Origin of the sequence: Rhizobium sp. RM, from assembly GCF_013390595.1 — a bacterium.
Taxonomy (GTDB): Bacteria; Pseudomonadota; Alphaproteobacteria; order Rhizobiales; family Rhizobiaceae; genus Agrobacterium.
Map to the genome: position 1 here is coordinate 220,024 of NZ_JACAWV010000007.1, position 25,599 is coordinate 245,622.

General features: G+C 56.2%; 24 protein-coding genes. 14 read left to right on the plus strand and 10 right to left on the minus strand.

What is annotated here, in order from left to right; genetic code table 11:
- Nucleotides 1-110: 110 nt before the first annotated feature.
- Both HWX89_RS05655 and HWX89_RS05660 read right to left on the minus strand, forming a co-directional pair.
- Nucleotides 111-1,694: a DHA2 family efflux MFS transporter permease subunit gene (locus HWX89_RS05655; protein WP_138793409.1), complete on the minus strand. Its 1,584-nt coding sequence runs from the start codon at nucleotides 1,692-1,694 to the stop codon at nucleotides 111-113.
- A 21-nt stretch (nucleotides 1,695-1,715) separates the two neighbouring features.
- Nucleotides 1,716-2,906 carry an HlyD family secretion protein gene (locus tag HWX89_RS05660; protein ID WP_246705093.1) on the minus strand — a complete coding sequence of 397 codons (1,191 nt, stop codon included), beginning with the start codon at nucleotides 2,904-2,906 and terminating at the stop codon, nucleotides 1,716-1,718.
- Between the two features lie 148 nt (nucleotides 2,907-3,054).
- Here HWX89_RS05660 and HWX89_RS05665 point away from each other — a divergent pair, with 148 nt between their 5' ends.
- From HWX89_RS05665 to lysS, 5 genes are all read left to right on the plus strand, one after another.
- A complete protein-coding gene (locus tag HWX89_RS05665; RefSeq protein WP_138793411.1) occupies nucleotides 3,055-3,741 on the plus strand; it encodes a TetR/AcrR family transcriptional regulator in 687 nt (228 codons plus the stop codon).
- A 162-nt stretch (nucleotides 3,742-3,903) separates the two neighbouring features.
- Nucleotides 3,904-4,662, plus strand: a complete 759-nt coding sequence (locus tag HWX89_RS05670; protein ID WP_138793412.1) for a TerC family protein — start codon at nucleotides 3,904-3,906, stop codon at nucleotides 4,660-4,662.
- A gap of 175 nt (nucleotides 4,663-4,837) precedes the next feature.
- Nucleotides 4,838-6,610, plus strand: a complete 1,773-nt coding sequence (locus HWX89_RS05675) for an SLC13 family permease (RefSeq protein WP_138793413.1) — start codon at nucleotides 4,838-4,840, stop codon at nucleotides 6,608-6,610.
- Nucleotides 6,611-6,798: 188 nt separating this feature from the next.
- Nucleotides 6,799-8,253, plus strand: coding sequence for a glutamate--tRNA ligase (gene gltX / locus HWX89_RS05680; RefSeq protein WP_138793414.1), 1,455 nt, complete (start codon nucleotides 6,799-6,801; stop codon nucleotides 8,251-8,253).
- Between the two features lie 19 nt (nucleotides 8,254-8,272).
- A complete protein-coding gene (lysS, locus tag HWX89_RS05685) occupies nucleotides 8,273-9,772 on the plus strand; it encodes a lysine--tRNA ligase (protein WP_138793415.1) in 1,500 nt (499 codons plus the stop codon).
- 129 nt (nucleotides 9,773-9,901) lie between these two features.
- Here the strand turns inward: lysS and HWX89_RS05690 are convergent, their stop codons facing one another.
- Complete coding sequence (locus HWX89_RS05690) at nucleotides 9,902-10,828, minus strand: hypothetical protein (protein ID WP_178340633.1); 927 nt, start codon at nucleotides 10,826-10,828, stop codon at nucleotides 9,902-9,904.
- A gap of 281 nt (nucleotides 10,829-11,109) precedes the next feature.
- Here HWX89_RS05690 and HWX89_RS05695 point away from each other — a divergent pair, with 281 nt between their 5' ends.
- From HWX89_RS05695 to HWX89_RS05715, 5 genes are all read left to right on the plus strand, one after another.
- A complete protein-coding gene (locus tag HWX89_RS05695; RefSeq protein ID WP_138793417.1) occupies nucleotides 11,110-12,000 on the plus strand; it encodes a metal ABC transporter substrate-binding protein in 891 nt (296 codons plus the stop codon).
- Complete coding sequence (locus tag HWX89_RS05700) at nucleotides 11,997-12,938, plus strand: manganese/iron ABC transporter ATP-binding protein (protein ID WP_286086201.1); 942 nt, start codon at nucleotides 11,997-11,999, stop codon at nucleotides 12,936-12,938. The genes HWX89_RS05695 and HWX89_RS05700 overlap by 4 nt, the downstream gene beginning before the upstream one ends.
- The gene (locus HWX89_RS05705; RefSeq protein WP_138793418.1) at nucleotides 12,919-13,779 is read left to right on the plus strand and encodes a metal ABC transporter permease; all 861 of its coding nucleotides are present in this window, start codon (nucleotides 12,919-12,921) and stop codon (nucleotides 13,777-13,779) included. The genes HWX89_RS05700 and HWX89_RS05705 overlap by 20 nt, the downstream gene beginning before the upstream one ends.
- The gene (locus tag HWX89_RS05710) at nucleotides 13,776-14,630 is read left to right on the plus strand and encodes a metal ABC transporter permease (RefSeq protein WP_138793419.1); all 855 of its coding nucleotides are present in this window, start codon (nucleotides 13,776-13,778) and stop codon (nucleotides 14,628-14,630) included. The genes HWX89_RS05705 and HWX89_RS05710 overlap by 4 nt, the downstream gene beginning before the upstream one ends.
- Nucleotides 14,631-14,739: 109 nt before the next feature.
- Entirely contained in the window at nucleotides 14,740-14,913 is a 174-nt protein-coding gene (locus tag HWX89_RS05715) for a DUF1328 domain-containing protein (protein ID WP_138793420.1), read from the plus strand.
- 71 nt (nucleotides 14,914-14,984) lie between these two features.
- Here HWX89_RS05715 and HWX89_RS05720 read toward each other — a convergent pair whose 3' ends face one another.
- The gene (locus HWX89_RS05720) at nucleotides 14,985-15,716 is read right to left on the minus strand and encodes an SDR family oxidoreductase (protein ID WP_138793421.1); all 732 of its coding nucleotides are present in this window, start codon (nucleotides 15,714-15,716) and stop codon (nucleotides 14,985-14,987) included.
- Nucleotides 15,717-15,904: 188 nt separating this feature from the next.
- On the opposite strand from HWX89_RS05720, the gene HWX89_RS05725 reads away from it, so the two are divergent.
- A complete protein-coding gene (locus HWX89_RS05725) occupies nucleotides 15,905-16,678 on the plus strand; it encodes an IclR family transcriptional regulator (RefSeq protein WP_138793422.1) in 774 nt (257 codons plus the stop codon).
- Between the two features lie 112 nt (nucleotides 16,679-16,790).
- Here HWX89_RS05725 and tal read toward each other — a convergent pair whose 3' ends face one another.
- Nucleotides 16,791-17,756, minus strand: a complete 966-nt coding sequence (gene tal / locus HWX89_RS05730; protein ID WP_138793423.1) for a transaldolase — start codon at nucleotides 17,754-17,756, stop codon at nucleotides 16,791-16,793.
- Between the two features lie 219 nt (nucleotides 17,757-17,975).
- On the opposite strand from tal, the gene HWX89_RS05735 reads away from it, so the two are divergent.
- The gene (locus tag HWX89_RS05735; RefSeq protein ID WP_178340634.1) at nucleotides 17,976-18,971 is read left to right on the plus strand and encodes a sugar-binding transcriptional regulator; all 996 of its coding nucleotides are present in this window, start codon (nucleotides 17,976-17,978) and stop codon (nucleotides 18,969-18,971) included.
- 30 nt (nucleotides 18,972-19,001) lie between these two features.
- Here the strand turns inward: HWX89_RS05735 and HWX89_RS05740 are convergent, their stop codons facing one another.
- Both HWX89_RS05740 and HWX89_RS05745 read right to left on the minus strand, forming a co-directional pair.
- Complete coding sequence (locus HWX89_RS05740; RefSeq protein WP_138793425.1) at nucleotides 19,002-19,874, minus strand: methylated-DNA--[protein]-cysteine S-methyltransferase; 873 nt, start codon at nucleotides 19,872-19,874, stop codon at nucleotides 19,002-19,004.
- Between the two features lie 145 nt (nucleotides 19,875-20,019).
- Nucleotides 20,020-20,496, minus strand: a complete 477-nt coding sequence (locus HWX89_RS05745; protein WP_138793426.1) for a DUF2244 domain-containing protein — start codon at nucleotides 20,494-20,496, stop codon at nucleotides 20,020-20,022.
- Between the two features lie 36 nt (nucleotides 20,497-20,532).
- Between HWX89_RS05745 and nth the strand changes: the two genes are divergently transcribed.
- Nucleotides 20,533-21,315, plus strand: a complete 783-nt coding sequence (gene nth, locus HWX89_RS05750) for an endonuclease III (protein WP_138793427.1) — start codon at nucleotides 20,533-20,535, stop codon at nucleotides 21,313-21,315.
- Nucleotides 21,316-21,369: 54 nt separating this feature from the next.
- Here the strand turns inward: nth and HWX89_RS05755 are convergent, their stop codons facing one another.
- Nucleotides 21,370-22,095 carry a sulfate transporter family protein gene (locus tag HWX89_RS05755; protein WP_138793428.1) on the minus strand — a complete coding sequence of 242 codons (726 nt, stop codon included), beginning with the start codon at nucleotides 22,093-22,095 and terminating at the stop codon, nucleotides 21,370-21,372.
- Nucleotides 22,096-22,405: 310 nt separating this feature from the next.
- Between HWX89_RS05755 and HWX89_RS05760 the strand changes: the two genes are divergently transcribed.
- Nucleotides 22,406-23,236 carry a MurR/RpiR family transcriptional regulator gene (locus HWX89_RS05760; RefSeq protein WP_353505656.1) on the plus strand — a complete coding sequence of 277 codons (831 nt, stop codon included), beginning with the start codon at nucleotides 22,406-22,408 and terminating at the stop codon, nucleotides 23,234-23,236.
- 6 nt (nucleotides 23,237-23,242) lie between these two features.
- On the opposite strand, the gene HWX89_RS05765 is transcribed toward HWX89_RS05760, so the two are convergent.
- The gene (locus HWX89_RS05765; protein WP_178340635.1) at nucleotides 23,243-24,817 is read right to left on the minus strand and encodes an FGGY-family carbohydrate kinase; all 1,575 of its coding nucleotides are present in this window, start codon (nucleotides 24,815-24,817) and stop codon (nucleotides 23,243-23,245) included.
- Nucleotides 24,818-24,877: 60 nt separating this feature from the next.
- Nucleotides 24,878-25,594 carry an HAD family hydrolase gene (locus HWX89_RS05770; protein WP_138793430.1) on the minus strand — a complete coding sequence of 239 codons (717 nt, stop codon included), beginning with the start codon at nucleotides 25,592-25,594 and terminating at the stop codon, nucleotides 24,878-24,880.
- Between the last annotated feature and the right edge of the window lie 5 nt (nucleotides 25,595-25,599).

Below are 25,599 nucleotides of genomic sequence, written 5' to 3' on the forward strand. Positions count from 1 at the left end.
CAGTAAATCGAAAAATGATGTACGTACCTCAAACCCCGCAAATAAAAATGGGCCGTCATTTGCGACGGCCCAGCTCTGCGGTGGATTGGGAGGGGCTTCTTCTTGTTTATTCAGTGTGCTGCATCGGGTGGTGGCGCAGCCTTAGGTTTCTGGATCAGGACGGTCAGCAGGATCAGGCTGATGAAGAGGCCGGTCAGCAGCAGGAAGATATCGGAGAAAGCCAATATCCAGGCCTGCTGGGATACCATACCGACCAACTTCTTGATTGCGACGGAGGCACCGTCCAAGCCGTAGGAATCATAGTTTGCACCGACGCTGTTCAACCATTCCAGCGCTTCCGGATTGGCATAGGTCACATGTTCCGAAAGCCGGACGTAATGATCGTCCGTGCGCTGGGAAAGAAGCGTGTTAATGACCGCAAGACCGACAGCGCCACCAAGGTTTCGAGTGAGGTTGAAGAGACCAGACGCGTTCTTGATTCGCGCGGGCGGCAGGGTTCCAAGCGCGATGTTGTTGATCGGCACCATGCACATCATCAGACCGAAACCACGCAGGATCTGCGGGATCAGCAGCTCATAAAAATCCCAGTCGGTCGTGACATGTGTCATGATCCATGTGCCGGCACTGAAGCTGATAAAACCGATCGCCATCATCACTCTCGGGTCGAGCTTGGTCGAGACCTTGCCGGCAATCGGCGCGGTGAAGAACATCGCAAGACCAGAGACGAACATCGTCTCGCCAATCATCAATGCGTCATAGCCACGCACACGCCCAAGATAGAGCGGATAGAGATAGGTCAATCCATAAAGACCGATACCCATGACGAAGGAGAACAACGACCCGATCGAGAAATTCCGATCGGAAAAGGCTCGGATGTCGACAACGGGAAACTCCACCTTGAAGGCGCGCCAGAAGAACACGACAGCGCCAACAACCATCGCAATGGTGCCGAGGACGATGTGCTCGTCATTGAACCAGTCTTTGTTGTTGCCTTCTTCAAGGACGTATTCCAGCGAACCGAGAAAGACAGCCATGGACAAGAGGCCCCACCAGTCGAACTTCTTCCAGAGCGAACTTTCGGGCTTGTCGAAGTCGATGAAGCTCCACGTCAGGATCGTAACGATAATGCCAGGGATGATGTTGACGAGGAACAGCCAATGCCACGAAAAAGCATTGGACAAATAGCCGCCGACGGTCGGACCAATGGTGGGCGCTAGAGTGGCAACAAGGCCGATGATCGGCGACACGACGGAGCGCTTGGACGGCGGAAAGATCGTGAACGCCGCAGCAAAAACTGACGGAATCATGCCGCCGCCAATGAACCCCTGGATCGCGCGATAGACGATCATCTGGTCAATGTTTGTCGCAGTCGCACAAAGCGCACTGGAGATCGTAAAACCGGCTGCGCAGGTGGCAAACAGAACGCGCGTCGAAAGAATGCGCGCCAAGGTTCCAGAAAGCGGAATCATGATGACTTCCGCGATCAGGTACGAGGTCTGAACCCATGCAATCTCATCAGATCCTGCACCGAGGCCGGCCTGAATTTCCGCAAGCGAGGCGGAAACGATCTGAATGTCGAGGATCGACATGAACATGCCGAAGACCATCGCAAAAAAAGCGATCAGCCTGCGCTTGTCCATAGGCGGGTCGGCGGGGACCGTCGCCCCACCTGTTCCAACAACCGTAGCCGCCATGGCCTTGTCCTTGCTTCTCGGTTACTTCGCTTCAGCAGTCTGGGAGTGTTCGGGTGCTGTGCGTGTGTCGACATCAACAACCACGCTCAGGCCGGCACGCAGATTATGCTTGGCGAGATCCTCTTTCGAAAAGACGATCCGAACCGGCACGCGCTGAATGACCTTGGTAAAGTTGCCCGTGGCGTTTTCAGGCGGCAACATCGAGAAGATCGACCCAGACGCCGGCGAGATCGACTGCACGGTTCCTTCGATCGTCGCATCGTCAAATGCATCGACGTGGACACGAACCTTTGAACCGGGTGCAACGCGCGCGAGCTGCGTTTCCTTGAAGTTCGCATCGATGTAGAGTTCGTTCATCGGCACGAGGGACGCCAGGCGTTTACCAACAGACACGAGGTCGCCAGTCTGGACCGCCAGATTGCCGATAACGCCATCATATGGTGCCTTCAGTACCGTGAACGACAGGTCACGCGCTGCCTTGTCACGCGAAAGCTGCAAAGAGCGGATCGTGCTTTCGGCTTCAGTGCGCTGGGCGCGAAGCAATTCGACATTTGCTCTGGCCGAGGTGATAGCTGCGTCACCGGCAACAGCGTTGGCCTTAGCCTGGTCGAGTGCAACCTGTGCATTGTCAGCAGATGCGACAGTGCCAACGTCCTTGGCCTGCAACTCGCTGGCGCGCTTCTGGTTGATCTCTGCACCGCGCAATGCGGCATCCAGAGAACCCTTCTGGGCAATCGACTGCTGCAACGATGATTGAGCACCAACGATCTGCGCATCAATGCGGTTCAGAGACAGTTCCTCTGTGCGGATCTGCGCTTCGGCTTGGTCAAGAGCAATACGATAGTCGCCATCGTCCAGGGTTACGAGCGGATCACCCGCCTTGACCTCCTGGTTGGCGACAACGTTGACCTTGGCAACATAACCAGAAACCTTCGGCGCGATGACAGCAATGTCACCACGAATATAGGCATCATCGGTCGAGACCATGAAACGGCCATCCGTCCACCAGTCGTAACCGTACCAGCCAGCTCCAGCGAGGACCGCGAGCGCGATAACAGGCAATACCTTGGACCGCTTTTTCTGCTTGGGAGCTGGAGACTGGGATGCAGGCGCTTCCGCGGATTTTGCCGGGGCTGCTTCGGCCTTGGCGACGGCATCCGCCTCTTGCGTATCGTTGACCGCGCGAACAGCGCTATTCTTCTGGGCCGACATTTGCTTGTACCGTGATAGATTGAAGAAAGAATTTCGAACTGAACCGTTCGGTTCGATTGACATAATCGCTTCTTTAACACATATCAAGTCCTATCGAACCGCTTGGTTCGACGTTCGGTTAATTTTTTTGGTTCCAGTTTCAAAGACGATGGCAGGTGAAAAAGAGACGATGGAGATAGATACCGACGCTGGCTGTCCCGGAAATTCCGTTGGGCGCTTCGCAGCAGGAGAAGACCCGGCAAAGCGCGAGCAGATACTGGCGGGCGCTTGGCGGGTATTCAAACTGAAGGGCTTCGATGCCGCCAGCATGAACGATATCACCCGGGAAGCAGGGGTTTCCAAGGGGACGATCTACGTTTACTTCTCCAATAAAGAAGACCTCTTCGTCGCTCTGGTCGACCAGCATCGGCAGGAATTCGCAGCTTCGATGCGCAACATTCTGGCTGGCACCGAGGAAGTTCGCGACGGGCTGAAACAGTTCGGCCTCGCCTTCGCCAACAAGATGATATGCTCTGACATGATACCAGCCATGCGCTCGGTGCTTGGCGTCGTTGACCGTATGCCGAAGCTGGCGCAGCGCTTCTTCATCGCGGCACCCAACAATGTCCGCACCGTGCTTCAGGACTTCATCGAACATCACGTTGCCCTTGGCCACCTCAGGATCGATGACCTGGAGCTTGCGGCAAGGCAATTCATAGAGCTCTCCACCGGCACCTTTTTCAAGATGCGACTGTTCGGTGAGCTGGAAGGGCCTGTCCCTGACGAAGAGCTGAATCGGGTCATCGACAGCGCTATCAAGGTCTTTATGGCCGCTTATGGAACTGATCGGGCCTGACCTCATTCAGCAACGGCGCGAATGCGATACGCGGCTTACGCGAAATTTCGATGAAATCTTGAAGACCAAGGCCGTTCCTGCCTTGTTTCTCGCGTATTACGCTATAAATCTCCGTAACCGAATGGTTCGGCTGGCCTCGTTGCTGAAAGGAAAGTTTCCCTGATGGAGTCCGTCCTCCCTCTTTTGTCCGACCCCGCCGCCTGGGTGGCGCTCGTCACACTGATTGTCATGGAAGTCGTGCTCGGCATCGACAACCTGATCTTCATCTCGATCCTCACCAACAAGCTTCCACCCGAACAACGTGAAAAAGCCCGCCGCATCGGCATCGGGCTTGCGCTTGTTATGCGCCTTGGACTGCTTGGGACTGTCGCATGGATCGTACAGCTCACGACCCCCGTCTTCGAAGTCTTCGGTCATGCGTTCTCCTGGAAGGATATGATCCTTATCGGCGGCGGCCTTTTCCTGATGTGGAAGGCGACGAAGGAAATTCACCACAATGTCGATCCTGAAGATCATAAGGAAGACATGGTGGGTGGAGCGGTAACGATGAATTTCGGCTCGGCTATCGGCCAGATCCTGCTACTCGACCTGGTTTTCTCGGTCGACAGTATCATCACCGCCGTTGGGATGACCCCTCACCTGCCGATCATGATTATCGCCGTGGTCGTGGCCGTCGTTGTCATGCTCATTGCTGCAACGCCGCTCGCCAACTTCATTGAGCGCAACCCGACGATTGTCATGCTGGCCTTGGCCTTCCTCATGATGATCGGCATGACGCTGATCGCCGAGGGCATGGGCTTCCATGTTCCAAAGGGATACGTCTACGCGGCAATGGCGTTCTCGGCACTGGTCGAGCTCCTGAACATGCTCGCGCGCAATGCGCGGCGCAGAAAAAAAGCCGACGCAACCGATACGCACTGATCCTGGAGCGAATTTTCATTCCCTCCTCCTTGTAAGGCCCGCCGCCCGGCGGGCCTTTTTCATTCCATGGGACACTTTTTTCGCGGAACTCCGACAAGTCGCCTTGCGTTCTCAGGCTGCCCCACCGACAAGAGTGACCAAACCGCACTCGCCCATCTGAAAGCCGACAGACAGCATGACAACAGACCAGATCCTCGCCTTTGCCGTGATCGCCGCCATGATGCTGGCTTTTATCTGGGACAAGGTGAGATATGACGTCGTCGCCTGCAGCGCGCTTCTTGTGGCCGTGGCACTGGGGGTCGTGCCCTTCGAAAAGGCGTTCTCCGGTTTTTCCGATGACATTGTCATTATCGTTGCGAGCGCATTGATCGTCAGTTCGGCGGTGGCACGCTCCGGTATCGTCGACATGACGATCAAAAAGTATTTTCCGGAAATGCACTCAAAAGGCCTGCAGCTAGCATTTCTGATGATCCTTGTCGCGGTGATGTCGGCCTTCATCAAGAACATCGGTGCGCTTGCCATCATGATGCCGGTTGCCTTCCAATTTGCCCGCAAGTCTGGAAGTCCCGTTTCCTACTACCTGATGCCAATGGCCTTCGCCGCGCTACTGGGTGGATTGATGACGCAGATCGGCACGTCTCCCAACATTGTTGTGTCACGATTGCGCGAAGAGATGACCGGCCAGAGCTTCTCGATGTTCGACTTTACGCCAGTCGGAGCGGGGCTGACGGTCATTGGCATCATCTTCCTCACGTTCGGATACCGCCTTCTACCGGTGCGAGCGCGCCAGCAGACATCGGTGGAAGACATACTAGACCAGTCTGCCTACACGGCAGAAGCGACCTTGCCCGCCGACAGCGCGTATTCTGATTCAGCGCTGCGGGAACTTCTCAAAAAGGGCGACGGCGACGTCATAGCGAGTACCATTCTGCGTGGTTCAAGACGAATTTCCCCTTTCCCTGACGTCAAGTTGAAAGCCGGCGACACTGTTCTGCTTGAAGGTAGCCCGGAAGGACTGGACCGCATTGTTTCCCAGGCGAAGCTTCAGCTTTCCGGTAAGCCGCTGACCGAAAACGGCCAGAAAACCGCCGACCTCATTTCCATGGAAGCAGTCATCAGCAATGAATCTCTGATGAGCGGCATATCTGCGCGCGAACTTGCGCTTTCCTACACGCGTGGCGTCAACCTGATTGCTGTTTCACGTCGCGGGCAGCGTGTTAGCCAGCGACTGAGCGAACTGACACTTCAGGCCGGAGACGTCATCCTTCTTCAGGGCAGTCGCAAGAATCTGCCGCAAGTTCTGCAGGAATTTTCTCTCCTGCCTCTAGCACAACGGGAAATCCTGCTTGGCACACAACGCCGTGCGTTGATCCCCGTGATAGTGCTCGCGGCAGCGATGCTTGCGGCCGGCAGCGGATTGCTACCCGTTGCGGTCGCTTTTTTTGCGGCAGCATTCCTGATGATCGTCGTTGGAGCGATCCCGCTGAGCGACGTCTACAAATCGATAGACGGGCCAATTCTCGTCATGTTGGCAGCTCTTATTCCCGTCAGTGATTCATTGCGCACCAGCGGCGCAAGTGATCTCATTGCCGAATGGCTGGGTCATGCTGCGCAGGGTATGCCTCCATTCGTGGCACTCGGCATGATCCTCCTGACGGCAATGGCCGTCACGCCGTTCCTCAACAATGCAGCGACCGTCCTTGTCATGGCCCCGATTGCCGCAGGCTTCGCTACGACGCTCGGATTTCGCCCCGAGGCCTTCCTGATGGCGGTGGCAATCGGCGCAGGATGTGATTTCCTGACCCCGATTGGCCACCAGTGCAATACGCTGGTCATGGGCCCCGGCGGATACCGCTTTAGCGACTATCCGCGCCTTGGGCTTCCTTTGTCGATCATGATCGTTATCGTTAGCATTCCCATGCTACTCTACGTTTGGCCCGTTTCCTGACCGCGGGAAATATCCTTATTTCCTTGACGCCTGCAGCATAATATGGCCTAAGCCCAAGCCGAATGGGAAACTGCAAAATGCGCTTCATTGCGCCCGTTTGCAGCCGTTCCTGCCGCATTCAACGTAAATCTTGCTGATAACTGGGCAAAACCGCCCTTATCACAGTCACGTCACGACGAGTGAATTTCATGACCACTTCCGGCGTTCGCGTCCGCATTGCCCCTTCTCCCACAGGCGAGCCGCATGTCGGCACCGCCTACATCGCCCTCTTCAACTATCTCTTCGCCCAGAAACACGGCGGCGAGTTCATTCTGCGCATCGAAGACACCGATGCAACGCGCTCTACGCGCGAGTATGAAGAGAAAGTGCTTGAAGCACTGAAATGGACCGGGCTGAAATGGTCTGAAGGTCCCGATGTCGGCGGTCCATACGGTCCTTACCGCCAGTCTGAGCGCAAGGACATGTACTGGCCCTACGCACAGGATTTGCTGGACAAGGGTCATGCCTTCCGTTGCTTCTGCACACCGGAGCGCCTCGAACAGATGCGCGAAGGACAGCGGGCCGCCGGCAAGCCGCCAAAATATGACGGTCTCTGCCTCAGCTATAGTGCCGAAGAAGTGACAAAGCGCCTCGATGCGGGCGAAAGCTCCGTCGTGCGCATGAAGATCCCGACCGAAGGCTCCTGCGACTTCACAGATGGCGTATACGGCGACGTATCGATCCCTTGGGATGCCGTCGACATGCAAGTGCTGATCAAAGCCGACGGCATGCCAACCTATCACATGGCCAACGTCATCGACGACCATCTGATGAAGATCACCCATGTTGCCCGTGGCGAAGAATGGCTGGCCTCCGTGCCGAAGCACATCCTGCTTTACCGTTATTTCGGTTGGCAGGAGCCGGTGTTCATGCATCTTTCCCTGATGCGCAATGCGGACAAGTCCAAGCTTTCCAAGCGCAAGAATCCGACATCGATTTCATATTATTCGGCTCTCGGTTACCTGCCGGAAGCATTGATGAACTTCCTTGGTCTGTTCTTCATCCAGATCGCCGAGGGCGAAGAACTTCTGACCATGGACGAACTGGCGCAGAAGTTTGATCCGGACGCGCTCTCCAAAGCGGGTGCAATTTTCGACATCCAGAAGCTCGACTGGCTGAATGGCCGCTGGCTGCGCGAAAAGCTCACGCCGGAGGAATTCATTTCCCGTTCTCTGGAATGGGCGATGGAAAATCAGCGTTTGACCGAAGGTTTGAAGCTTTCCCAGAGCCGCATCTCGAGACTGGGCGAGTTGCCGAACCTTGCAGGTTTCCTGCTTTCCAGTGATGTCGGTCTCACGCCTCAGTCCTTCGCAGGTCTCAAGAGCAAGCCCGAAGAAATCCACGAGATCCTGACGACTGTCGCCGCTGATCTCGAAAAGATGCCTGACTGGAATGTTGAAGCGATCGAGGCCGAACTGCGCGATATCGCCGAACGTACGGGCAAGAAGCTGCGCGTCGTGACGCCGCCACTGTTCGTGGCCATGTCCGGTTCGTCGCGATCATTGCCATTGTTCGATTCCATGGCGCTGCTTGGCCGCTCTGTCGTCCGCCAGCGTCTCAAGATCGCGATTGCCGTCGTGGCCTCCATGGTCGGTGCAGCCTGAGTTTCGGAAAGACAAGATAATGAACGACAAGACGACAGAAACGACAGCCCTTTCCTCTGACGCCACCGAGGTCCGTCGCCAGAAACTTGCACTGCTGCGTGAGCAGATCGGCGACGTCTACCCGGCGCACTTCCACCGGACGCTGACCAATGCGGAACTGGCGGAGAAATACGCAGATATTGAAGCAGACGTCGAAACCGGTGATACCGTCACCGTGGCTGGTCGCGTTTATTCCTCGCGTAACTCCGGAATGTTCATGGATATCCATGATGCCTCGGGCAAGGTGCAGATTTTCTCGCACAAAGATACGACCCCGGAATCTGCACGTGTGCTGCTACCAATGATCGACATTGGTGACATCATCGGCGTGACCGGCAAGGTGCGCCGCACCAAGCGCGGTGAACTGACAATCAACGCCGAAGAAATCACCATGCTCACCAAGTCGCTGCTGCCCATGCCGGAGAAGTGGCATGGCGTCTCCGATATTGAGCTGCGCTACCGCAAGCGTCACCTCGACATTCTCTCCAACGAGGAATCCAAGCTTCGCTTCCAGCAGCGTTCGAAGATCGTGTCCGGCATCCGACGTTTCATGGAAGCCGAAGGCTTCCTCGAGGTCGAAACACCGATGCTGCAGACCGTCTACGGCGGCGCGACGGCCGATCCGTTCAAAACCTTCCACAACACGCTGAAGATGGACATGTACCTGCGCATTGCGCCGGAACTGTTCCTGAAGCGCACACTGGTTTCCGGCCTTTCGGACAAGGTGTTCGAAATCAATCGCAACTTCCGCAACGAAGGCGTTTCGACCCGTCACAATCCTGAATTCACGATGATGGAGTGCTACTGGGCCTACGCGGACTACGAGGACATCATGGGCCTTGTGGAGCGTCTGTTCGAAACCCTGGCCATTGCGATCCACGGGACGACGGAAGTGGAATTCCAGGGCCAGACCATCTCCTTCAAGGGACCGTTCAAGCGCGTTCCGATGCCGGATGCCGTCAAGGAAGCGACTGGCATCGATTTCCTCGCCATAAAAACGGATGAGGAAGCCCGTGCCGCCGCCAAGGCTGCCGGTTTCGCCGTCGAGAAGGATTGGACCTGGGGCGAATGCCTTGCCTTCATCTTCGAAGAAAAGGTTGAGGGCACGCTGATCCAGCCGAGCCATGTCACCCATTTCCCGAAGGACATTTCGCCCTTTGCCAAGGAAGTGCCGGGCGAACCACGCCTCGTTGAGCGCTTCGAAAGCTATTGCAATGCCTGGGAAGTCGGCAATGCGTTCTCGGAACTTAACGATCCGGAAGAACAGCGTCGACGTATGGTCGAGCAACTCGAGCAAGCTCATGCACGTGGCGAGAAAGACAAGCAGCTCGATGACGAGTTTCTTGACGCAATCGACCAGGGTATGCCGCCTGCCGGCGGTCTCGGCATCGGTGTCGACCGTCTTATCATGCTGCTGACCAACGCTCCGTCGATCCGCGATGTGATCCTGTTCCCGGCTCGCCGCAACAAGGCGGACTGAGAACCTCGCCGTTCAGCGGTCGATAATTTGACAGAAAACTAAGCCTCTCTCCGGAGAGGCTTTTTTATTGGCTCCGGGCGACGCGCGATATGCTTTGGGATGTTGACGTCGTCGAGACAATGGCTGCCGTTAGTGGCCGGCCTTTTCCGGCGCGTTGTGTGATGGTTCCGCGGCCGGAGCATCATGATCAGCGGATTTTTCTTCCGCTGCTTGGGCCGTTGTGGCGCCTTTTCCGAAAATCAGCGTCTTGATGTAAGCGAGACTGAACATGCTCTCGCTCTCTGCAACGGGCGTCGAGGTCAAAAGCTCATCGCTGTCGGTTCCACCGTGCGCCTGTGGTGCAGGAGTTTCCCCGTGACCTTCAGATTTCGGTTCGTCATGGCCCGCCTCTGCTGGTGCTTCTCCGTGACCACCGCTGTCCTTCGCTTCGCCGTGGCCGGCGGGCTTTTTCGTACCATGGCCGGCGTCCTGCGCCTCGACCGGCGAATTGCAATCAGCGGCATCTGTCAGGCTCGCTGCCATCGCTTCGGCATCTTCAAGGGGCAGATCAATACGCAAACCATAAAACTGGCCGCTCCCGTTTGCCGGACCATCATAATAATAGGCAGAATACCGCTGGCTCTCAGTACCTTCGGGAAGCTTCGTCTGGTCGGACACAAAAACGACTTGCGCTGCGATTGCACGACCGCGCATCTCAGAGCGCAGTTGTGGCCCATCCCTGTCGAGAACGGACACCTGGACAAGGTCAGGTTTCTGTTTGTCGTAGACGGCCTTTGCGACGCGCAGCGCCGTCTTCACGCGCTCCGTTCCGTCGCCACCTTGCGTGCGCACGAATTTTCGAACCCAAAGTGAGCCGTTTTTCTTGATGTTGACAGTCTGAACAACGTCGCAGGTCAACCCGTTGACGGAAGCATAGGACGGACCAAACAACCGTTCGCTGCCGATCAACACGGCAGCAGAACCGGTCGCGCCCGCAAGGAGCAGGATACCGCCTCCAATCAAAACGAGTTTGCGCGAAAACCGCACTCGTTTGAATACAGCCTTCACACGCGACATCCCGACATTCATTACCCCGTCAATCGCCCTCGTCCCGGACGGTGGCTCGACGAAGGAGGAACACACGCGGGACGCAAAATGCCGACTGCGAATCGTGCGTCAGCCATCCGATACTGACCTCTTCTCCTTGAAAAAAGTTTAATTGCCAGGGCCGCGTCGGGGCAAAAATGCGTCGTTTCCGGACATTCATAAATTGCGAATGATTTGCAATAGCATTGACAAGGCTGTTTTTATGCCAGATGGTGTTGCGAATTAATCGCAACAAGTGATCGGTGAATGACGTGACGTTTCAAATTATCAGGCATGCTGTTTTCGCTCTCGCACTTTCTCTGCCCGGCGCAGCTCTTGCCGCCGAAAAACCAACGGTGGTTACCACCTTCACGATCATTGCCGACATGGCACGCAATGTTGCAGGCGACGCAGCCGATGTCGAAAGCATCACCAAACCCGGTGCTGAGATTCACAACTATCAGCCGACACCACGGGATATCCTGAAAGCCCGCAAAGCCGACCTCGTGTTGCGCAACGGGCTAAATCTGGAATTGTGGTTCGAAAAGTTCCTCGCCAACCTTTCCGGCGTTCCGAGCGTCACAGTTACGGATGGCATCGAGCCGATGTCGATCAGTGGCGGCGCTTATGAGGGGAAGCCGAATCCGCACGCCTGGATGTCGCCGGATAACGCATTGATCTACGTTGAAAATATCCGAAAGGGCCTGACCGAGATCGACCCTGCCAATGCTCAGGTTTACGCAACCAACGCAAAAACCTACTCCGACAAAATCAGAGCGACCATCGAGCCAATCCGTGAAGAGCTTTCTTCTCTGCCTGAAGACAAGCGCTGGCTGGTTACAAGCGAGGGCGCTTTTTCGTACCTCGCTCGCGATTTCGGCCTGAAGGAACTTTATCTCTGGCCGGTCAATGCCGATAGCCAAGGCACGCCACAACAGGTTCGCGGCGTTATCGACGCGATGCGCGAACACGCCATTCATGTCATCTTCAGCGAGAGCACGGTGTCCGCCGATCCAGCCAAACAAGTGGCCAAAGAAACCGGTGCCACCTACGGGGGCGTGCTTTACGTCGACTCGTTGAGCGAGACCGACGGCCCCGTTCCGACCTATCTCGATCTTCTGCGGGTAACGAGCGACACCATTGCCAAAGGCCTGTCGTCATGAGGATGGGCAACAAGCGTAATGACGGCGGCCTTTCCGTTCAAAATGCGACGGTAACCTATCGTAACGGCCATACCGCGTTAAGGAATGCCAGCTTTTCCATTCCACGCGGCACGATCACCGCGCTGGTCGGCGTTAATGGTGCGGGCAAGTCGACGATCTTCAAGGCGATCATGGGTTTCGTACCCCTGGCAGCCGGCGAGGTATCGATTTTTGACCAGCCAGTTCGCGACGCGCTCCGAAAAAATCTCGTTGCCTATGTACCGCAGGCAGAGGAAGTCGACTGGAGCTTTCCGGTGCTGGTGGAAGACGTGGTGATGATGGGCCGCTATGGCCACATGAACTTCTTGCGTATCCCATCCCGGCGCGACCACCAGATGGTTGAAGAGGCGCTGACACGCGTCAACATGCTGGACTACCGCAAGCGTCAAATCGGTGAGCTTTCCGGCGGCCAGAAGAAGCGGGTCTTTCTGGCCCGAGCGCTCGCGCAGGAAGGCCAGGTCATTCTTCTCGATGAGCCGTTTACCGGTGTCGACGTTACAACAGAAGAACAGATCATCGCCCTCTTGAAGGCATTGCGCGATGAAGGGCGGATCATGCTGGTTTCCACCCATAATCTGGGCAGTGTTCCTGAGTTCTGTGATCGCGCCGTATTTGTGAAGGGTACGGTGCTGGCATCTGGCAAGACGGCAGATACCTTTACCGAGGAGAACCTTCAGAAAGCCTTTGGCGGAAGTCTGCGGCATTTCATACTTGGGGGCAAGGATCTGCACGACGATGCCGATCCGCGTCGTCTGAAAGTCATTACCGATGATGAACGGCCTTTCGTGATCTATGGCAAGAATGGGAGTAACGGCGAGAAGACGTCAGATCGCAACCCAGGAGACAGAACACCAAGTGACAGTACAATGGAGAAGAGTGATGATCGACACTCTTCTTGAGCCATTTACATATGGCTACATGCTGAACGCCATCTGGGTCAGCGCGCTTGTGGGCGGGGTATGTGGTTTTCTGTCCGCCTATCTCATGCTGAAAGGCTGGTCGTTGATTGGCGACGCGCTCTCACACGCCATCGTCCCGGGTGTAGCAGGCGCTTATATGCTCGGCCTTCCCTTTTCTCTTGGCGCATTTTTGTCAGGTGGACTGGCGGCTGGCGCCATGCTGTTTTTAAACCAGAAGACGCGTCTGAAAGAAGATGCGATCATCGGGTTGATTTTTACATCGTTTTTCGGCCTTGGCCTGTTCATGGTCTCGCTCTCGCCAACCTCCATCAACATTCAGACCATTGTTCTCGGCAACATTCTGGCAATCACGGCCGAGGATACACTTCAGCTCGCATTGATCGGCGGCATCAGTCTTTTGGTTCTCGCACTCAAATGGCGGGATTTCATGGTTGTATTCTTCGATGAAAACCATGCCCGCACCATTGGGCTGCGACCCGAAGTCCTCAAGGTCATATTCTTCACGCTTCTTGCAGCCTCTACCGTTGCCGCATTACAGACTGTCGGTGCGTTTCTGGTGGTTGCAATGGTTGTCACCCCTGGCGCCACCGCCTACCTCCTGACCGATCGCTTCGAACGGTTGATCCTGATGAGCCTCATCATCGGGGCGGCAACAAGTTTCACCGGTGCCTATCTCAGCTACTTCCTGAATGGCGCAACCGGCGGCGTCATCGTCGTGCTTCAAACCGCGATATTCCTCACCGCCTTTGTCTTCGCTCCCAAGCATGGGCTCCTCGCAGCAAGGGCCAGAGCCAGGGAAGCGCTGGAGGACGTGCAATGAGCGAATATCTCGAGCTGGCGATTCTTCCGTTCCAGCTACCCTTTATGCAATACGCGTTCATCATCACCCTGATGATCGCAATACCCATGGCGATGCTGTCCTGCCTTCTCGTTCTGAAGGGTTGGTCATTGATGGGAGACGCGGTCTCGCACGCCGTCCTTCCCGGCGTGGTTATCGCCTACATTGTTGGCATTCCGCTTTCCATCGGCGCTTTCATCGCCGGCATGATTTGCGCTCTCGGCACCGGCTTCATCAAGGAAAACAGTCGCATCAAGGAAGATACCGTGCTCGGGATTGTTTTTTCCGGCATGTTTGGTCTCGGCCTGGTGCTCTACGTGAAGGTACAGAGCGACGTCCATCTCGATCATATTCTTTTTGGTGACATGCTCGGAATATCCGTCGCAGACATGATCGAAACGGGTGTGATTGCGCTGCTCGCCACCTTGTTTCTGGGGGTTCTGCGCAAGGACCTGCTGGTTAACGCCTTCGATGCGCAACATGCAAGAGCGATTGGCCTACCCGTCCGTCTGCTGCATTACGGTCTGCTGATGGTACTTTCGCTGACTGTGGTGGGTGCACTGAAAGCCGTCGGTATTATCCTGTCGGTCGCCATGCTCGTTGCACCGGGAGCAATCGCTTTTCTGCTCACCAGACGATTTGCTTCCATGCTGCTGGTGGCCATTTCGGTCGCGGTTGTCGCATCGCTTGCAGGAATATGGCTGAGCTTCCTGATTGACAGCGCGCCTGCACCGACAATCGTCCTTTTCATGAGCCTGTTTTTCGTTGCGACCTTCATTCGCACGACGATCAAGGCTCGACAGACAGATGTGGAAAATCGACAGATGAACTAAACGAACCTTTTTTCGTAAGTCGCGGAACATTTTCGCCTTTTGCGCGTCAATTCCACGGGCCTTCGGCAAAGTTGCAGGCCCGGCAAACCTGAGCGAAAGGTGAGACGCCATGCTGAAATGGGCCCTTATTTTCTTTATTATTTCTCTCGTCGCGGGCGTTTTCGGTTTTACCGGCATCTCCGCTGCGGCTGCGGGCGTTGCACGCATCCTGTTCTTTATCGCTGTGGTGATCTTCCTGGTGTTCCTGGTGCTTGCCCTGATGGCTGGCAGCGCCGTGGTTTAACCGGACACGGCAATTAAAAAAAGCGACCGGCATCGGCCGGTCGCTTCTCCTCTCTCCCGTATAACTTGTCGTCAGCCGGTCCAACCCCCGTCAATGACATGGGCTTGGCCTGTCGTGAAACCAGCCTCGTCCGACGCAAGATAGGTGACAAGTGCAGCGATCTCTTCTGCAGTCGCAATCCGTCCCATCGGCTGGCGCGCGATGAAGTCGGCAAGAGCCTGTTCATAGTTACCCGTGGCGCGCAGACGATCATGCAGCGACGGGCTGTCGACAGTGCCGGGGCAGATCGCATTGCATCTGACGCCCTTGGTGACATAGTCCGCAGCGATCGCCTTCGTAAGCCCAATGACGGCAGCCTTCGACGCGGTATAGGCAAAACGGTTGGGAACGCCTTTAACGCTGGACGCAACTGACGACATATTCACGATCGCACCCTTACCCTTTGCCAGCATACCAGGAAGGAACGCACGGCACGTGCGGTACATGGCCTTGGCGTTAAGATCGAAGGAGAAATCCCAGTCCTTTTCCTCGCAGTCGAGGATGGTTCCTGCGTGGACGAACCCGGCGCAGTTAAACAGGACATCCGCCGTGCCGACCTCAGCAGCAAAAGCCTTGACCGCATCACCGTCCAACACGTTCAGGACGCGAGTTTCTGCGCCTTTCAGCGTCGAGAGGGCCTGCTCGTTTATATCTGTCGCAATGACGCGACCGCCGAGTGAAACAAAACGTTCGGCCGCTGCGCGACCGATGCCCTGACCAGCCGCGGTAATGACCACTGTCCGGCCGCTAAAATCCTGCACCATGAAAACCTCCACTTTGGCCAGCGCGTATGGTCACTGGCCGCAAATCCGCTTGATCTCAAATATGGATCGACAATTCATATGTAAACGGGGTATTCATATGCCGTCAAGCAAACAAGCGCGACCCGCCGGGATCGTCGGATATGTTTGCTGTTGTCATGAACCATTCACCGAGACACGACCGAGGCCAGATGACCGAAGAGGACAGCGAAAGGTATCGCGCACCCGCGCTCGACAAGGGGCTCGACATTCTCGAGCTGCTGGCGCGTACCGATGGTGGATTGACGCAGATCGAAATCGCCAAGGCGATCGGCAAAAGCCCTAACGAATTCTACCGTATGCTGGACCGCCTGGTGCGACGCGGATACGTTCAGCGTCAGGAGGGTGACCGCTTTTCTCTGACGCTGAAACTGTTCGGGCTGGCACATTTCCACGCACCCGTCCGGCGACTGGTTTCATTCGCCGCTCCCCTCATGCGCGACTTTTCCCAGAAAGCGGGCCAGGCCTGCCACCTCGCCGTCTACGACCGCGGCAGCGTTGTGGTGATCGCTCAACAGGAATCGTCTACCTATTGGGCCATGTCGATACGCGTCGGCGCACAAATGAGCCTCTTTCATACGGGATCGGGACTCGTTCTGCTCGCATTCCAGACGCAAGGCCAGCGAGACATCATGATCGCCGAGCAATTGCGAGGCGGAAGCGAGGCCATGCCTGAAGGCCTTAAGGAACGGCTCCTCAGGGTACGGGATAGCGGTTATGAATCCATGGATAGCTTGCAGACCGCGGGGGTGCGGAATATTTCTGCTCCCGTCCTGACACTCGACGGGACCGCTCTTGCGGTCGTGACGTGCCCTTATATCACCACGCTCGGCGGCCCTGCTCCCTCCAGAGAAGATTGCGAAGCGCTGATAAGAGACACGGCAAGGCGGATTTCCGAGGTGGTCGCGGGCGAACAAGGCGCCTGACGGCCACACAAAAAAAGAAGGCGCAACCGGCAGGGGTCCGGCAGCGCCTTCAATGACTGGAGATTTATAAGAGAGAAACGCTTTAACCAGGCAAAGCGTTCCCTTTTTTTGATCAAGCAGCAGCCAGAGCCAGTTCCTTGCGGACCATCTCGCGCAGCGTCACGAGATCCTTGGCGAACAGACGGATACCTTCCGAAAGCTTTTCAGTGGCCATTGCATCTTCGTTCAGCGCCCAGCGGAATGCCTTCTCGTCGAGAGACTTAAAGGGCTCCGGCTTGATGTTTTCAGGCGAGAGCTTGCGCTCAAGCGTGCCGGTATCCTTATCCAGCTCTTCGAGCAGGGCCGGGCTGATCGTCAGACGATCGCAACCGGCAAGCGCTTCAATTTCGCCGACGTTACGGAAAGAGGCACCCATGACGACAGTCTTGATGTCGTTGGCCTTGTAGTAGTTGTAGATACTGCGAACAGAAACAACACCCGGATCGGTTTCGGCCGTGTAATTTTCACCGGTCGACTTCTTGTACCAGTCGAGGATACGGCCGACGAACGGGGAGATCAGGAATGCCTTGGCTTCAGCGCAGGCGATCGCCTGGGCCTGGGAGAAGAGAAGCGTCAGGTTGCAGTCGATGCCTTCGGACTGAAGGACTTCAGCAGCCTTGATCCCTTCCCACGTGGAAGCAAGCTTGATGAGGATACGTTCGCGCTCGATGCCGCGCTCCTTGTAGGCCGCAATGATCTGACGCGCCTTGGCAATGGAGGCTTCGGTATCGAATGACAGGTCAGCGTCGACTTCCGTCGAAACGCGTCCAGGCACTAGCCCGGCAAGAGCGGCCCCAACAGAGATGGCGAGACGGTCAGCAACGGCGCCAACAACAGCGCCGGATTGTCCGCCCTGCTTGCGACCCCATGCAACGGCTTCTTTCACCGCGTCCGCAAAGACCGGTGTACCCAAAGCCTTCAAAACGATGGTCGGGTTTGTGGTGCAGTCGACCGGCTTCAGACGGGCAACAGCTTCAATGTCGCCGGTATCGGCAACGACGGTGGTGATGGCGCGGAGTTGTTCGAGTTTAGACGTCATACCGAGTGATCCTTCATGATCTTTCTAAGACTGATTCAGCCGTCTTTTCGTTCTCGCACTTATGTGCGCCCAAGGCCGAAACCACGGTTCTTACCGGTCTCGACTATCGCAAGCTGCGGGGCTGGAAGTCAAGACATTTGCGCATCGCAATTGACATAAGTTTCACGCCTGCGATACTCGCCCCCTATCCCAGACCCAGTGCAGACAATGGCGGAAACCGTGGCGAAACTGAGAAGAGAAACCCATACAGCCTATTCGGAAGCCGCCTCCCTACGCCTTCGTGCGGCGTGGCTCTATTATAATCAGGGAATGACGCAAAAAGATGTCGCGGAAAGGCTCGGTATCAGCCGTTCCACGGTTATCCGGTTGCTTGACGAGGCTATGAAGCGATCTGAGGTTCAGATCTGGATCAATGAAGGCATTGAAGACTTCGTAGAACTCGCGAGTAGCCTGGAGGCGGCATATGGTCTCGATGAGGCGGTCATCGTCCCCTCCTCCGGCAAGGCGACGGCAGACGGCACCGCAAAATCCGTAGGACTTGCGCTCGGACAGTTTCTCTCTGAAGTCGTGCCGAACGATGCCACGATCGGCGTCGGCTGGGGCCGAACGATGACGGCCTCGCTTTCGAGCTTTCGCCCACCACGTCGTGAAAATTGCAAAGTGGTCTCACTCCTTGGCGGCATCGTTGCCGTGCACCAGACAAACCCGCTGGACTATACTTGGCGGCTGGCAAGTGCTCTCGGAGCCGAATGTTACATGTTCCTGGCACCGCTTCTGGTCGATTCCGTCGCGACCAAACGGGCACTGATCGAAAAATGCGGCCTTGCGACGCTCTACGATCTTGCCGAAACCCTTGACCTCGCGATCGTCTCCTGCGGTGACATCGGGCCCCATTCGACCTCGCTTTCCGAAGGTTTCATCTCGAGGGAGACGTTGCAGGAACTGATCGACGCTGGCTGCGTCTGCGACACCATGTTCAATTTTATCGACGCAGAAGGTCGCTCTGTCGACCACCCGATCAATGAACGCGCCATGGCGATCGATCTCGACACCCTGCGCAAGGCAAAACACATCGTGCTTGCGTCAGGTGGCGCACACCGAGCCATCGCCATTCGCGCAACGATAAAACGCATCGGATGCAACACGTTGATTACGGATGAGGCAGCTGCAACAGCCCTTCTTCAGCTCGCACAGTCCACCCCCACCCCCGCGTAGAGACTGGCACGTCGAAACGGCAGCGTTTGATTACACCTTGCCCGTTTCCCAGCCAAGCATTGCGCGTTTACGCGTCAGCCCCCAATGGTAGCCGGTAAGTGCGCCGCTTTTGCCAACGGCGCGATGGCACGGCACCACGAAGGAAACAGGGTTGGCACCAACCGCGGCCCCAACAGCGCGAGAGGCTGTCGGCTGACCGATATCGCAAGCGATATCCGAGTAAGTAACGGCGCGACCCATGGGTATCTTAAGTAAGCTTTCCCATACACGAACCTGAAAATCGGTCCCAAGCAGCACAACACGCAGTGGGCGGTCGGCATTCCACAATGCTGGCTCGAAGATACGGACGGCGTAAGGCGTTGTCGCCTCGCGATCCTCGACGTACTCCGCATTTGGCCAGCGACGCGCCATATCTTCAAAACAGGCACGTTCTTCGCCGGGATCGGCGAAGGCACAGCCCGCAAGCCCACGCTCGGTAATCATCACGAGGGCAAGACCAAATGGCGACGCATGGAATCCGAAACGGATCGTCAATCCGTTACCTTTAGCCTTCCACTCTCCCGGCGACATGGCCTCATGGGTGACGAACAGATCGTGCAGGCGCCCAGGGCCCGACATGCCGACTTCAATCGAGGTTTCGAGAAGCGGTAAATCTTCTTCTCTCAACAGTCGTTTGGCGTGGTCAAGCGTTACAGCTTGCAGGAATGCTTTTGGGGAAAGACCAGCCCAACGCGTGAACGTTTTCTGTAATTGCGTTGGCGATTGACCAAGTTTTGCGGCGATATGGTCCAGTGACGGCTGATCGCGATAATCCAGCGTCAGGATTTCAATCACCTGACGTACGGTTTCGTAATCCGACCCGACTGGTGTGATATCTTCTTTCAACGTGATATTGGCGTTCATCGCTTGTCTCCTTGGCCGACAAGAAAACCACGCAATTGCCCGTCTCTCCACCCGTTTCTTGCCGAACAGCCTCACAAGACACCACGGCTGTGGAAAACCGACCGTCGTATCCGCCTCTACGAAAACCGTGGCTCGACCATCAAATCTAGCGACGCGCTTTTGCCAGCGCATTGCCGAAGGCCTTGGCGAAACTCTCACGATCATCGGGGTTGAGAAATGAGCCTATATCGGTTGCTTTGCCTTCGCCCGTGACATGCATGGAAAGAATGCCGATCTCTTCATGTCGCCGCACACGAAAACGCGCCCAGAATGGATTGAAGCGATGCTCAATCATGCGACCGGCAGGTGAGAACTTCCGAATGGACAGGCTGGAGCGTGAGACACTGACTTCCTCACGTGCGTCGGCAGCCCGATAATTGGCGCGGAAAGCCCAATAGAGCAGGAGAAAATCCACGCCGAAAAACAGTCCAACCGGCCAGGCACCTGTCGTGAGAAAGAAAATACCGTAGACGAAACAAACAAGGCCAGACACTGCAAGCAACATCCGGAACCCCTTGCGTCCGAGTGATCGGTACGGGACAAGTTCAGCAGCGAAAATCGGCTTGTCTTCAGGCGTATCCACGTTGTTTCCTCAAGGGCCTCTGGATATAGATGACCCATGACAGTTGCCAGAAAACGATCCAGCACCCAAACGCCTAAAAAGTCAAATGCGGCTGCAGGCCGCAATTCTCGGCGCGTGAAAACGCTCTACTCAAAAGAAGAGCTGACCGAAATCTTCCGCCGCTTTTCAATCCAGCGGCCGGAGCCGAAAGGTGAGTTGGAACATACCAATCCATTCACGTTGCTGGTCGCAGTGGCTCTGTCGGCGCAAGCAACCGATGTTGGGGTCAACCGTGCAACACGCGCCTTGTTCAAGATTGCCGACACGCCAGAGAAAATGCTTGAACTTGGCGAAGAGCGGCTTATCGACCATATCAAAACCATCGGGCTTTACCGCAACAAGGCCAAGAACGTCATTGCTCTGTCTCGGATGCTGATCGACAACTATGGTGGTTCTGTACCCAAAAGCCGCGATGAATTGGTGACGCTGCCCGGCGTTGGTCGCAAGACCGCCAATGTCGTGATGTCCATGGCCTTCGGCATTCCTACGCTGGCTGTGGACACCCACGTTTTTCGTATTGCCAACCGGCTCTGTCTTGCGCCGGGGAAAACCCCGGACGAAGTTGAGGACCGGCTGGTAAGGATCATTCCAGAACCCTACCTGTTCCACGCCCATCACTGGCTGATCCTGCACGGACGATATTGCTGCAAAGCACGCAAGCCGGAATGCGAAAGATGCGTGATCGCCGATATTTGCAAGTCACCGGAAAAGACCTTCGACATCCCTGCTCCACTCGTTGAGCTGCCGGCCCAGCTTTTCGGCGCATCCAGTGGCGAATGAGGCGACACAACAAAAGGAAGGCCGCGTCTCGCGACGAGACGTCAAAGGCCCCGGCTACCTTGCAAAAATAGATCCCGTTCGTCTTGTTGGGGACGTCACAGCTTTATGAAGATGAACCATCATTGAGGCGGCGAAAAGCGGCGTCAGCAGGTTAAGGAACGGCACCGCCAGAAATCCGGCAATCACCATCCCGGCCATGAGGACGGTCGTCCGATGTTTGGCGCGCAGAGCCCTTGCTTCTGCCGGTGGGTGAAAACGCATGGCTGCGAATTCGAAAAATTCCCGTCCGAGAAGATAACCGTTCACCAGGAAGAACGCGATGAGATTGACGCCCGGGACCAGCAGGAGGAATAATGCAACGATGTTACCGGCAATAATGACTCCGAAGAACTTGACCGACGACAACATCGCTTCGCCCAGCGGCAACGCATGGCCTGGCCGATCATCCGGATAATCTCTCTTTTCGACAACCTCAGCAACATCGTCGAGAAACAGTCCCGCGATAATGGCCGTTACCGGCGATATCAAAAGCGCGAGCGCAAGGGCCAGCCCAATACCCGCCAGAATGGCGAAAACAAAGGTAAGCCATCCGGCCCAATCGGGGATACCGGGAATCAGCGTATCCACCCAGGGTAGAGCGAAATAGATAAAGACGGATCGGATGGTAAACCAGAGGGCAACCAGCACCAGAAGGGTGATCCCAAGCACCTTCCAAAAGACGGATCGCGTTTCGGCAGCGAAAAGATTGCCAAAAGCCCGCCTCGCAGCATCCAGTATCATTAATTGCTCCCGATCTGGGCGTCACAAGCCCCATTTCATCCAAAACAACAGATAGGAAAGCCCGTCGTCTTCAACAAGGAGAACACCGAACGGCAAGCCTTCGAAATAAAATCGAGGATGGAATTTTGCTTGAATAAAAGCCCCCGCTAAAATATAATAAACAACCCATAATAAATTATATTTCGGTCCACGGGAGGACATGACCGAAACAGCTAGCTCGTCACCATGAAATAGCGTCCTGTCCGGCTTTTCCAGCCGGCAGCCTTACAAACATAACATCGTCCATTAAACACGAATGAATGAGGCGTTGGTGGAAAAGCTGCTACTCAATTTGACACGTGCCATGAAAGGCGGGACACCGTCCGAACGCAAGATCGCCAAATATCTGATTGAGCACCTGGACGAATTACCCTTTGAAACGGCCGCAACGCTCGCCGCCAAACTAGGCTTGAGCCCCATGACAGTCGGTCGCTTTCTGCGATCGCTCGGATATCGCCAGTTCAGCGACATCCGCGCCGATCTCAGGCAAGCGGAGGAAACGGCTGGCGCTGAGCGTGTCCCGACAAAGGAAAATGAACAAAGCCATACGAACCCATTTTCTCAATTGTTACTGCAACAAATACAGGCCGTTCAGACCGCTTTCGACATGACATCGCAACCGGTCTGGCGACTTGCCATGAACGAGATTGCAGCCGCGCCTCAGGTCTTTCTTGCTCCCTCGTCAGAAGGGTCAGGCGCCGGCCGATATTTTCATGGACGCATGCTGGAATATCGCAAAAACGTTCATTACCTCAGCAGCGACAGTTCTGCCTACGTGTCACTTTGGGATTCCGACCCACGCAGCACCCTGCTCATCATGATGGATGGCGGCGGTAACTTGGCAACATTGCAGCGGCTTTCAACCACCGCACGCAAAAGCGGATATCGAACGCTGCTGATTACGACCCGCTTCTATGAGTGGGGTCCGGAAAGCGCCGACATCTGTCTCGCCATGCCGCTTGTTCCAAGTGGCGGACAAGGTCTGCTTCAACTCGTTTCATTGATGGAGTTTGCACTGTGCACATTGGCGGCAAACGCCGACGAGGTGTGCAAGGCCCGGCTGAAAAACCTGACGAGCCTGAAGCGCGCGCTCAGCGCCTGACGTGGCTCAAAGGCTTTCCAGTTCCTGCCTGTGACGATGCATGGCAAGAAAACGACGGTAATCCCTGTCGTAGCCCTTCGCTGCGGACGCGCTCACTGGAACCTCGTCTCCGCCCGGATACATCGCAGCGCCCGCTGCTGCCAGGCCATCGTAGACATGGCCGGCCGATGCCGCCGTCATTGCCGTTCCGAGCAGGACGGCGTCGGCAGTTTTGGGAACAACGATGCGCTTCCCGGTAACGTCAGCATAAAGCTCAATCAGGAGCGGATTTTTCACATGTCCACCGGTCACATGAAGTGTCTCGATCACGTAGCCGAAACCTTCCATCGTATCGAGAACGTGGCGTGCTCCGAGAGCTATCGCGACCGCCGTTCGCCAGTAAAGCCGACACAGATTGTCGAAGGAGGTATCGAGCGTTAGGCCACTAATGACACCCACCGCATGAGGATCGGCCAAGGGGGACCGGTTGCCGTGGAAATCGGGCAAGACATGCAGCCGATCGGCGAAACTATCGCCTTCTCGGGCACGCAACTCCATGACACGGCTGACGATCCGACCGTGCAATTGCGAATTTGGTTCGCCACCTGCAGCATGCATCCGGACGATATGATCGAGAAGCGCGCCTGTAGCAGACTGGCCGCCCTCGACCAGCCAGTGATCGGGCAATACCGCTTGCCAATAAGGGCCCCACAGGCTCTGTCCAGGCATCTGCTCTTCGGACAAAGCGACAAGGCAGCTTGAGGTGCCGGCAATCAGCGCCACGTGTCTGCCAACATCCGATTGAAGAGAACCGCCGAGCGCGCCAAGCGCACCGGCATAGGCATCTATCATGCCTGCCGCGACGTGGCACTGGCAGTCAAGACCAAGTTCGGCGGCAGCATCCGGCGTCAGGGTGCCCATGCTGCCACCCGGCTGAACCGTGAGTTCAGGCAGGCCTGCCCGTTCAACGAGATCGGATAACCCAGCCATAGCAAGATAATCTGCCTGCCAGCCAGTTTTCTCCTGCGCCAGAAAATTCCATTTCGCTGTCAACGTACAATTGGAACGCTGGGCCGATCCAGTCGCCTTCCAGGTCAGGAAGTCAGCCAGATCAAAAGCATAGCCCATCCGTGACCAACTCTCTGGCATATGCTTTTTCAGCCACATCAGTTTCGGCATCTGCATTTCCGGAGACATGCTCTTTCCGGCAAAATCCAGAACCCGGTGCCTGCTATCGGTGAGAAAGTCCGCCTCTCCTATGGCCCGATGATCAAGCCATACAATTGTGTCGAACCGATCTTCACCTGTTGTCGACACGGATACTGGCTGGCCATCACGCCCGCGTACCACCAATGAACAGGTCGCGTCGAAGCCGATTGCAGCAACGCTTTCAGCCGAAACCGCAGCGTCGACGAGAGCTGCACGAACCGCTTTACAGACCGCATCCCATATGTCCGTGGAGTCATGCTCGGCATGGTTTTCCAGCGGTCGGATCATGACGATTGGATGTGTCGCACGCGCAAGCAGCCTACCGGCCGGATCAAAAATGCCGGCACGTGCGCTGCCCGTACCGACATCGACAGCGACGAGATTATGACGCATCAGGTTTCGGTTTCCATCCCTCGCGCGACGACCGTAGACCAGGAGATGGTATTGTTCGCGTCAGAGCGCACCACGTTCCACCTGCTTGCCAGAGCCAACCCGCCCCAAACAACCGTCGACAAGTTGGACCAAATCCGGCATCGCGTCAAACACTGCATCTGCGCCGAGCCCAGCAATTTTTTCCCGAAAGGCGGGAAAACGTGCATGCGAACCGCCCGTGAAAGCAAAGACGGTCATTCCTGCCGCTTTTGCCGCGGCGATACCTGCCGGGCTGTCCTCGATGACGATGCAGTGACCTGGGTTGGCACCCATCTCACGCGCGGCATGTAAAAAAAGATCAGGGGCTGGCTTGCCGTTCTTCACCATGGTGGCGCTAAAAATATGCGGTTCAAACCGGTCGAGAATTCCCGTCAGACCAAGGGAATAGCGGATACGCTCCGGCTGACTGGACGAGGCAACACAGCGCGGCGCAGACAATCTGTCCAACGTCTCGGCAATGCCGGAGATCGGCTGTAACTCAGTCCGAAACCGTTCGAACAGTGTTGCGCGCATGTGATCGAGAAAATCGATGTCCGTTTCGATGCCGTAATCATCAAACAAAGTCGCCGTCATGCTCGATACGCTTCGTCCGAGGAACCGGTTATAGGCCTCCTCCTCTCCCATCTCCACGCCGAGATGGAAAAGCATGTCGAGCAGGACTGCGATGGAAACAGGCTCGCTATCGACGAGAACGCCGTCGCAATCGAAAATCAGCAGAGGTTCGTTCCCGTCGCACATTTGCA